The 10,800-nt window shown below is 51.9% G+C and carries 6 protein-coding genes; 3 read left to right on the top strand and 3 right to left on the bottom strand.

Features of this window, described 5'->3' with window-relative positions; genetic code table 11:
- The 3 genes from BLV11_RS18045 to BLV11_RS18635 form a co-directional block, all read left to right on the top strand.
- On the top strand, nt 1–282 hold a 282-nt coding region (locus tag BLV11_RS18045), incomplete at its 5' end, for an IS3 family transposase (RefSeq protein WP_139173257.1).
- An 802-nt stretch (nt 283–1,084) separates the two neighbouring features.
- Complete coding sequence (locus tag BLV11_RS18040; RefSeq protein ID WP_091817916.1) at nt 1,085–2,071, top strand: competence protein CoiA family protein; 987 nt, start codon at nt 1,085–1,087, stop codon at nt 2,069–2,071.
- Nucleotides 2,068–4,107: an ATP-dependent helicase gene (locus BLV11_RS18635; RefSeq protein ID WP_091817912.1), complete on the top strand. Its 2,040-nt coding sequence runs from the start codon at nt 2,068–2,070 to the stop codon at nt 4,105–4,107. The genes BLV11_RS18040 and BLV11_RS18635 overlap by 4 nt, the downstream gene beginning before the upstream one ends.
- Before the next feature lie 499 nt (nt 4,108–4,606).
- Here the strand turns inward: BLV11_RS18635 and BLV11_RS18030 are convergent, their stop codons facing one another.
- The 3 genes from BLV11_RS18030 to BLV11_RS18020 form a co-directional block, all read right to left on the bottom strand.
- On the bottom strand, nt 4,607–5,560 hold the full coding sequence (locus BLV11_RS18030; RefSeq protein ID WP_091817907.1) for a diguanylate cyclase domain-containing protein: 954 nt from the start codon (nt 5,558–5,560) through the stop codon (nt 4,607–4,609).
- Between the two features lie 12 nt (nt 5,561–5,572).
- The gene (locus BLV11_RS18025; protein WP_091817904.1) at nt 5,573–10,294 is read right to left on the bottom strand and encodes a CHASE domain-containing protein; all 4,722 of its coding nucleotides are present in this window, start codon (nt 10,292–10,294) and stop codon (nt 5,573–5,575) included.
- 71 nt (nt 10,295–10,365) lie between these two features.
- Nucleotides 10,366–10,698 (bottom strand): EAL domain-containing protein, encoded by a 333-nt coding sequence (locus BLV11_RS18020; RefSeq protein ID WP_091817900.1) that lies wholly within the window; start codon nt 10,696–10,698, stop codon nt 10,366–10,368.
- Nucleotides 10,699–10,800: the final 102 nt, after the last annotated feature.

Here is a 10,800-nt window from a genome sequence, read left to right as displayed (position 1 = left end):
CTGCATTCAGATCGCGGTAGTCAGTTCACCAGTGGCGATTACCAACGCTTCCTTGGCAGTAATCGCGTGGTAAGTAGTATGAGCGCTGTCGGGCACTGCGGCGACAATGCTGCTTGTGAGGGGTTCTTCGGAATACTCAAGCGCGAGCGTGTTCATCGCCGGCGCTATCGAACCCTGGATGAGGCAAGGGCCGACATATTCGATTACATCGAGCGATTCCATAATCCGAGGATGCGACGTAGAGTTGCCACTCAGGATCGGAAGCTTTGCACCGTTTTATAACCGTCCGTGGAAACGGGGTAGAACCCTTCAGCTTCTCTAACACTGGCGAGGCAGAAAGAAACGCAGCACAGATTTGCTCATCGGAAGTTTGTTGCTGAGTACTTTTCAGGGTCTCTTCTAAATGCCGCGTTGTCCCGAATACACGTTTCCAGTTTCCGGAGAAATGCTCAATGAGCAAAGACCGGAACTGTCCAGTAAGCTCAAATTCATCAAGCGCTTGTAAGAAGCGTTCTTTCGGGTCAGTTTTTTCATCAAGGGAACGGGCGCCAAATGGCGCATCAATCTTGCACATGGTGTCCTCGCAGTTGAGTTATTAAATCTCACTAGCTGAGTTAGGTTTCACATTTGAAGTAACGCGCCAAAATGTATTTGGCTTGCAGCTGAAACCTCCCGTGCATCAGAGGGGAGCGGAGGGGCGAGCATCTAGCTCTGAGCATTAAGCTCTGTAGGCCGACTGCATATAAGCGTCTGTGCACTTTAGAGTAAACTTATGTATAAGTAAACCTCGGGTTTGCCAGCAAGTTGAGCGGTCTCCGCAGAAGAGCCCATCCCTCGGCGGAAGGTTCGATCCGTTATAGCAAGCACCACTGTAGGGCTCTATCCTATTGCTGCGGACATTCCTAAAAAGAGGCTGAATTTCTCCCGAGGGAAGTGTTGGTGTATCCGCCTGAATGTCCGCTTTGCGACCACTTCAAATTTGGACGTTCGCGTTGACCTACGAATATTCTGCTCGTTTGCTTTACGCCGCTCACTTTGAGCTACGCCTATCCCAAACGTTCATTCTCCGGGAGACTAGAGGGCTATGACCGCTGACTCTAAATCAATTCAGTACGCGTTCGCACTAGATTCCCACGGATTCCTAATTCATATCAGTGAAGCAGTCCGCTCGCAGGATTACGTTTGCCCCGGCTGTAGACAAAACCTCTCCCCAGTGATGGGCGAGAAGAACGCGAGGCATTTCCGTCATGCGCAAGAATGCTGCGCCCTTGAGACTTACCTGCATAAGTGTGCAAAAGAGGCCTTTTTCGAGCGGTATCAAAAATCATTGAACGATGGAACGCCCATCAGTCTCGCATTAGAACGCCAAGTTTTTTGCACTGGCGAACGATTGGAACTTGCTAGAGCCTCTTCCCTTCGTTGCCAGACGTCGGTTCCCGCAAAGTACAACTTGACGCAGTTTTTCGACACAGCGGAGCTCGAAAAGAAAGATGTTCATACTGGTCTGAAACCGGATGTCTTGTTAAGCCAGGCGACAAGCGAGCGACGGTGTTACATCGAAATGTGTGTAACACATCCCTGCAGCCCAGATAAGATCGAGACCGGAGTTCCGATTCTTGAATTCAAAATTGCATCTGAAGCGGATATTCGGCAATTGATGACCGGATATTACTCGGGAAAAGACGATAATCTGACCGTTTATAACTGGCAGCCGCCTGCAAGATCGGAGGAAACATGTCGCGGCGAGTGCTCTGTGGGCAATGTGTTCTTGGATGTCTGGAGCCTCAGTGAGTCCGGACGGCTGAATCGGACTACCCAGCCTCTGTCAGCAGTCGATCTAACCGCCAACACAGTATCGAACGCTTGGCCAAGCTCGACCGCTGGGGCTGAACTTATCGCTAATCTACGGAACTTCGTCGGGGAAGTTGATCCGGATTCCCAGTTTCCCAACTGCGTTCGGTGCGAGCATGCAGGGTACTGGGAAGACGGCTTCTTGTTCTGTCGCAGTAAGGCGAAGATGGTTCCATACACCGAGGCCCGCCAGTGTGCATCCTATCGGGTGAAAACATGACAAAGCGACTAACCTGGGAACAAAAAAGAGTCGTCAGCCATGGCGCAGGGCATGCGCTGGTAAAAGCAGTGCCCGGCAGCGGAAAAACCACGACTCTGGTGAAGCGCGTTGAACGCTTGGTGCGATCCGGAATTGACCCAAGATCTATCCTAATTCTGATGTATAACAAATCCGCCCAGGTCAGTTTTTCACAGAAACTTAGGACAGCGCTGAGATCCCCTGTGATTCCGGAAGCCCGGACCTTTCACAGCTTGGCTCTGGAAATCGTCCGGCACGGAGAGCGTAATCAGAGAATCCGTAAGAAAGAGCTGCTAGGGTCTGACGATTACCGCTACGATCAGCTGATAAAGCAAGCGTATCGAGAAGGGTTTGAGGAAGAGACCGATTACATCGACCCGAATGACATTGAAGCATTGGAGTTATTTATTGCTCGCTGCAGAGCGGCGGCGGTGACGCCATCCGATGCAGCCAGCGATCCTATGTTCGGCTCCGAGAAGCCAGAGTCGATTCGCGCTTACCGACGGTACTGCGAGCTACTGGAAGAAAATGGCCTGCGCACATTCGATGACGCTTTGATTGAGGCGGTTGAGCTTTTGCGCAACGACACGGGGCTCAGCGACCACATCGCTCATATCATTGTCGATGAATATCAGGATGTGAACCTCATCCAACATGATATGACAAGACTGCTGGCACGATCGGGGGCTTCCGTGATGGCCGTGGGTGATATCAACCAATGCATTTACGAGTGGCGAGGAGCGCGACCCGATTTCATCGGCGGTTTGTTTGAAAAACACTACCCGAATACGAGAGTCTTTCAGCTGTCCTGCACGTTCAGATTCGGTCATGAGCTGTCTTTGATGGCCAACTCAGTTATTCGACGCAACTCCGCAAAACTGACCAGACTTTGCGTCAGCCACCCAAGCACGCCTCGCACCGAGGTCCGGGTCCACTCTGACAGCTGCCTATCTACTGTCCTGTCAGGTCTCGCATCGACCGAAGGCACGCGAGCGATTCTTTCTCGGACAAAAGCCTCGCTGGCTGAAGCAGAAATTGCATTGCGGCTTTGCGGAGTGCCATATCGTTACCTCAATGGCGCAACCTCGTTATACACCAGAACCGAAATCGGCATCTTAATCGTTGGCATCCTTCTCGCTGTGTATGGCGACCTAAGCCGACTGGATAACCACCCGAACAAACAGCAAATCCTCTTCGGTTTCCTCAAACAAGCGGGATTCAAATGGAAGAAAGGACAGTTCAAATCGGCTTTAAGTGGGCTGATGGCACCATCGGCTGACCCATGGTCGGTTCTTGGGGAGCTGTTCAAATATTCGATACCTCAGAAGGATCGTTTGGCCCAACTCCGATCGGTCTGCAAGAATGCTGACGAGCAAACCCCGGCTGTCCATGTCTTCCGAAAACTGCATTCCGCTGGCTTCATTGCCAGTATTGGCAAAGAAGGAGTCAGTCGAACGAAATCGAACGATCAGCGCAGAGGGGTCGCTAAGGTCGACGAACTGCTCGATGCCAGCGACATCAATGCCAGTAACTTTTTGGGTCTCATTCTCCGTCCAACGCAGGACTCCGAGGATGACGAGCCGTTCGTGCTGTCAACGTTGCACGGGTCCAAAGGTCTTGAGTGGGATAACGTCATCCTCGTTGGCCTCACTGAGCAAGAGTTTCCAGGCGGAAACCCCGATGAGCTTCGCAGCATCATTTCGCCAGCTCAGCCGGCGCAGAATGACGAGGCTATTGAAGAGGAGCGTCGGCTCTTTTACGTTGGCATGACCCGAAGCAAGCAGCAGCTTCACCTGATCACCCCGCAAGATGACGGACTTGAGAAGTGGCTGAACAATCGTTGGGACAGTAGCCCGAAAAGGCCTCCAATCGCGACACGCTTTGTCTATGAGGCGGGTTGGACCGCCTGCTCAGAAACCAGCGCCGCCATCTACGCCCAAAAGGCTGATCAACAAAAGCGTGATTTCAGCAAATTTCACCAGTGGTATCTGAGAGATCTTCAGCGTTTAAGAGTTTAGTTAAAAAGGCCGGACTTATGGGAGAACGGATTTCAGCCTGACGTGCATATCCTTCTACTACTCATGTCAGTGCGAAGCGTGGAAACTAGGTAGAGCCCGCACTGAATGTTAACTTTGGGAATCGAGGTTTGTGTTTCACCAAGGTTAAAGCGCTGTCGCAATATTTGCTTCCACCGAATTCTTCAGGCATTTGAATGTTCGCTTTGCGACCGTCCCGCATCCCGGGCAATACTAAACAAAAGCGAACATTCACTCAGCGCCCAAACTCGCCGTGTTTACAAATCGGACCTTTCTTGAGAAATTTTGACTATTCACTTTATTTCAATGGAGTCTACCGTCTGTCGGCTGATCGATCAGTAGGTTGAGCAGATTTCAATGCTGACGTGAGGGAGCTGAGTGAAGGGAACCAATTTTCAAAAAGCATTCAATACATTCAGACCGTTGCAGGCGATCTGCACAAGCGCGTACTCCTATTCAAAGAGTGACGTGATCGCGTCGTCTATTCCAGCGAAGCGGCCGATAGGTCCGGGAGTGTGGCACTCCTGTAGCAGTCTCTGCCATTTGCCTTGGCCTCATACAACGCATTATCGGCTGCCTGAAGAATCGCCAACCCACTCCACTCTTTTCTCTCTAGCAGTTCTTTCGTCAAGGTACAGGAGCCGACTGATAGGGAGACAAAGGTGTGCGATGCATTTGGCGCGTGCGGTAGCAGCAGCTGATGCACGTGCTCTCGAATCGTTTCGGCGACAGACTGTGCACCTTCAGCGCCTGTGCCGGGAAGAATCAAGGCAAATTCCTCACCGCCAAATCTGGCTGCAAAATCCCCAGGACGCTGGCAGCACCGCGCGGTTGCAAGGCTGATAGACTTGAGACAATCATCACCTTTCAAGTGCCCGTAGTGGTCGTTGTACTTTTTAAATTCGTCGACGTCCATCATCATGACAGTTAACGGAGTTCCCTCCCTGATCGCGCGTTTTCGCTCGCACTCCAATCTTTCATCAAAACTTCGACGGTTTTCCAAACCCGTGAGTTCGTCGGTGTGTGCCAACTCTACAAGCGCTCTCAATGCAGTTTGGTAGGCAAGATGGATCTTAGTGCGCGCCAGCACAACCGCAGGCTTCAATGGTTTGCTGATGTAATCGACAGCCCCTGCTGCAAACACTTCCTCTTCAAAACCCGATTCGGAATTGCTTGTGATAATGATGACGGGTATTTTCTTGGTTCCTTCACAGCTTTTGAGTCGCGCACACACCTCAAGCCCTGACACGTCGGGCAGCCCCACATCCAGTAGGATCAAGTCTGGTGGTCCCTCTTGTATGATTTCAAACGCTTGTTCCGCGGAAGTAGCGAATTTGATGCGGCCGATGTCCGAGAGAACTTTCTTCAGCCCTAAGATAACGGAGCTATCATCATCAATAATCAAAACTTCAGAAGACGGATGCGAATTAATCAATGCGTACAACCTTCATTTATTTTTTTGTAGCGGTGCCAGAGCAGCCAGGGCGCTATCAAAGTTCAGTCTTTCCAGGTTTCGTTGGAGTTCACTAAACTTCTTTTCACCCAGCGTCGAGTGAAGCCCGGCTTTCATATGCTCGACCAGATCCAGAGCAACCAGGTCCGAGCTTGCCAGCGCACTTACCAAAGCGCTTACGTCTTCCGTGGAACAGTGGACTATTTCGTTGGTGTCATTATTGACACTATTAACCGCTTCGCGCTCTCGGCGCCACTTTTTGAGAACATCCCGGCTCGCCGATATCAATTCACCCAGAGCAAGAGCGAGCTTTTCCAGTGATGGTTCAACGTTGCTATCCGGACTTTTCAACAGTTCTTCCACCTCAGCCGCCAAGGCCTGTATGAGCTGCGCTCCCACCATGCCGGATGAAGATCGGAGTTTGTGGCATTGGGCTGCAATCTGAAGGCGCAGCTCCGTTGATGACGGCTCATCGATGGCTGCACCCACGGGTTCGGCAAGATTGGCGTGCTGTTCGATCATTCGATCTAACGTTTTCAGGAAAAGCGCTTTATCGTTCATCAAGAATCGTTGTGCCTGAGCCTGATCAAGGCCTTCAATCTGCGGCCACTGATCTTCCCGAATCTCACCAGTATTCAGTGGTTCAATTGCAATGTCTCGACAACGATACTGCTCAATAACGCGACGGAGTGTATTGATCAGTTTCGAAGGGTCGATGGGTTTGGTCAGAACATCATTCATACCCGAAGCCAGTGCCCGCTGCTTTTCCTCGACAAAGGCGCCGGCAGTCAGAGCGAGTATAGGAAGGGACTCTATGTCAGACTTGAGTCTTGCCCGGCGGGTCGTTTCAAGCCCATCGATGCCGGGCATCTGGACGTCCATCAGTACCGCATCGATCGTTGTGCCCTCACGATCCAACACTGTGAGTGCTTCCTCGCCGCTCTGCGCACTGATTACTCGGGATCCGCTTTGCTCAAGAATTTGCGTGACGACTTCCACATTGATTGGGCTATCATCCACCACCAAGATAAGGGTGTTGGGTAGCCACTTGACCTTGACGGCTTCTATTCGAGTTAATTCCATAACCCTGTTTGCATCGCCGGAGCGACGAGACACAGTATCGTTGGCCGCATTGAACAGGGATGACGCATCAACTGGCCGCTGAAGTGATCGCTGGATAAGGTCAAATTTTTGCGACAGATCATCCCACCCGTTTTCTCCGATTCCAATCGTGATGATGGCAGGAATTTCGTTGGCCGTGACCTGATCAAGCAGTTTTGCGAGCTCATTGTGTATCTCAGCCTGAGAATTCTGAACGTTGAATATTAGTGCGTCTGGAATAGAAAACCCGCTTTTGATGCGCTCTGAAAAAGCGCCCTGCAGCCCATGTAAACCTGCGACGCTCTGGGCACGCCAGCCGAGGGCTTTCACCAGCGGTATCACAGAGTCGATGTCTTGCTGTGAGTCTTCAATAACCATGACGATGAAGCCCGCACCTATCCCTCCTTTTTCGCTCACTGCCCCTGGGTCGACGCGGGTTCGGAGGGGCATTTCAAGCCAGAACGTGCTACCCAGGCCTTCCCGGCTCTCGAATCCCACATCACCACCGAGCAACTGACCAAGCTTTCCGACGATGGAGAGCCCCAGTCCCGTGCCACCAAAACGACGGGTAGTGCTGACGTCAGCTTGAGTGAAGGGTTGAAAGAGGGATGGCTGTTTTTCGGTGGGTACACCGATGCCAGTATCCTCGACAAACAAACGGAGTCGCTCAAGGTTGGACTGCCCGTTAATGATCTCTGCGCCTAGGACGATCTGACCGACAGATGTAAACTTGAGCGCATTGCTCAGCAGATTGACAAGAATTTGTCGAAGGCGAGTTACATCCGAGACGATCCATTTTGGTACGCTCTGTTCAACGCGGAACTTGAACTTTAGGCCTTTCGCCTCAGCCTGAGGCGCAAAAACGCCAACCACCTCCTCAAGCAGTTCTCTCAAATCGATTGGGTCCTGCTCGAGCACCATCTCGTCTGCTTCAATCTTGGACAAATCCAGCACATCATTCACGATGCCGAGCAACGATCTCCCGGACATCTGGATTTTATCAACCAGCTGATGCTGCGCACCCGAGAGGTTTTCTTCACGCAGCAGATGGGTCAAACCAATGATCGCATTGAGTGGTGTTCGGATTTCATGGCTCGTGTTGGCCAAAAATGCACTTTTCGCGATCGACGCCTGCTCTGCATTGTTTAACGCGTGTTGGAGCTCTTTTTGCTGCTCGATTTTTTCGCTGACATCCCGGACAGCCGCAGAAATGATAATCCCATCCTCCGTTTCAAGTGGCCCTAAACGGATTTCGGCAGGGAATTCTCTTCCATCGGCGGTTAACGCCGGAAGGGTATTGCCCGAGTTCATTGTTTTTCTCTCGGGATGTTCCAGAAAGTGTGCAAAGTGGTTGGAATGGACAGCTCGCAACTGGGGGGGAATGAGTTTTTCAACTGCATGCCCCTCCAGCTGCTCTCGGGAGTAGCCAAAAAGCTGCTGTGCTTGTTGGTTTGCGAGTTTTATTGTTCCCTGATTATCGACGATGACCATGGCATCTGGGGACGACTCGAGAATCGCCTTCAAAAACGCCCGTTCTTTCCTATTCTTCACTTCTTGCGCTTCGAGATTCTGCTGGGAAAGAGCCTTGCTTGCCTTGAGCCAATTGCGATATTGCAACGCTAGCCCCAACGTCAAAGCGACAAAGATGGCGATAAACGCCGCCGCGATTTTGATCGCAATACGTTGATAGACGGGGTCGACCGGCTGTGAAACGCGAATGGACAGGCCATTCTGCGGATTCGAGTCATCCGGGATTACAGTAATTTCTTTCGTCCATAATGTTCGGAAAGGGCCCCGCCATTTGGAGAGTCCGCTAATGTTCAGGCCTATCGATGAATCAACAGCTTCGTACTCATCGTCCCAACGGAAAGGCTGCCCGACCTCGTAGGCGAAGGCTCGAGAGGCCTGGGGGTGCTGCAGAAAGTCACCGTCCTGATTAGTAATGTGAAGTGTCGATCCTGCGGGAATCAGATCCTCAACCTGCTTCAAAAGTGCTTTTGCGCTGATGTTGATGATGACAAGACCAAACGCTGCGCCATCATCGGAAAAAAGTGGGGTTGCAAATCGCCACTGAGGATCATGAGGCAAGGTCAGAGCGCCGAAATCACGATTCAAAGTTATCGCTGAAACGTAGACGTCGCCTTCATCCTTACTGAGTGTGCTGGAAACGTAGCTCCGGTTCGCTTTCTGTTGTAAACGCTGGGAACTTACCACGCTGAGGTCCTCGCCGCTGCGCTGAACGCGAACCCATTCCCTTGCGTTATCGTCACCGGCGATAAATCGCACCTGTTGCGCGGCTGGCGTTGCCGACATGTAGGCCTTGAAGGTTTCCTCGACCCTGCTTGAGAGAACAGTGCCCAAAGATTCCGGGCTGCCACCGGAGCTGGGATTGGCGGTCTGCAGCGCCATCACGGAAGGTGTGGATGCCAGAAACAGGACGTTGCGGCGGTAATGGGCAACCGCCTGTTCAAATACGTCCTCAACGTCGCTGGCAAGCTGAGTGGCTGTGCGCTTTGTTGTGGAAAGCTCACTTTGAACGACAAACCAGCCTATCAAGGCTAGCAAAAGCGTTACTGCAACCACGCTGGTCAGGATGGATTGTCGGAATTGCGGTTGCTTGAAAAATGCTACAAAGTCTTCACCATCTCCTTCGAACCGGGCATTTGATGTGCGTTCTGACGCCGCTACCAGTCTGGCACCAGAAATCTGTACGGAAAGCACGACAAATAAGGTGATCGCAACGCCGACGATTATCACCGAGGCAACCGGTAGTATGCCTGCCCTCTCTGAGACAATTTCCAAATCAGGTTGCAAGCTGAGACGCCACTCCTGACCCATGACGAGCAACGTGCGTGTGACGCTGTTGTCACCATTGTTGATATTGTTATTGATGGCCTGAGACTTGAAGAAGGGTTCTGATTCGCGAGGGTCGCTCAGGGACAATTGGGTTTGTTGAAGAATGTCCCCGATATCCTCGAGTATATCGTCGGCAATAAGCGGGGCATACGCCCATCCCGCTACGTTTTCCATCCTGGCTGCAGGGCTTTGGGGAATCTCATTCTCCTGAAAAACGGGCAGTAGAATCAGAAAACCTCTTCGCCATTTTCCGTCGGCCTGGACCAGTGTGATGGGCGCGGTAAGACGCGGAGCGTTGTCTCTGGCCGAGGCAATCGCCGCAGTGCGACGATTGTCCTCCGACGCGATATCGAGACCGGTTGCGGATTTGTTTCCAACGGTTGGGTAGATGTATTGAATGACATAGCGGTCGCCCGGGTGCTCGTTCAGGAAACGAAGCGAGAATCCGGGTGCGCCATCGGCCCGGGCGCCCTCGATGAAAAGACTCTCCTGATCAACTGGCACCCGGCGTATAAATCCAAACCCGAGCGCGCCTGTAAAGTTGCGCGCCACATCAATGGTCTCAACAAAGTTCTCAAACTTCTGTCGATTCAGTGTCTCCAGACCGGCTGCGATAATTGCGCCACGGGTGGCCCTCAGCCCGTACTCGAAACGCTCAAAACTCTCGGTGATCGAGGCTCCCGCTTTCTCGACAAGCAGGCTGACATGCTCATCAATTTGTTGACGGTTTTGCCAGTGAATAACAAGAGCGGCACTCATGGTAATCAAGAGACCAATAACGAGCGGGGGCCACCAGCGTATGGTTCCGGTACCGGGCGATTTCTCTCTGCTCAAACTGCGTATCTCAGCTGAAGTTCACTAGCTGTTACCGGCTTTGAAAAGTAGAACCCCTGAAGCAACGAAACGCCGAGCTTTTTCAGGAAGGCCACCTGTTGCGACGTTTCCACGCCTTCTGCTATAGAGCTCATCCGCATATTATCGGCGAGGGCTGCAATGGTCCGTACCAGAGCTTCGTTTTCAGAATTCTCGGAAATCTGGGCTACGAACGACTTATCAATCTTCAAAACATCAACGGGCAGGTCTTTCAGATACGTCAAGCAAGAAAAGCCTGTGCCAAAGTCGTCTATTGAAATTGAGATCCCCATGTCTCGCAGACGTTTCATGTCTGTTGGGTTCTACCCCGTTTCCACGGACGGTTATAAAACGGTGCAAAGCTTCCGATCCTGAGTGGCAACTCTACGTCGCATCCTCGGATTATGGAATCG

Source organism: Marinobacter mobilis, from assembly GCF_900106945.1.
Classification (GTDB): Bacteria; Pseudomonadota; Gammaproteobacteria; order Pseudomonadales; family Oleiphilaceae; genus Marinobacter; species Marinobacter mobilis.
This window is presented reverse-complemented; position numbering and strand designations above follow the sequence as displayed.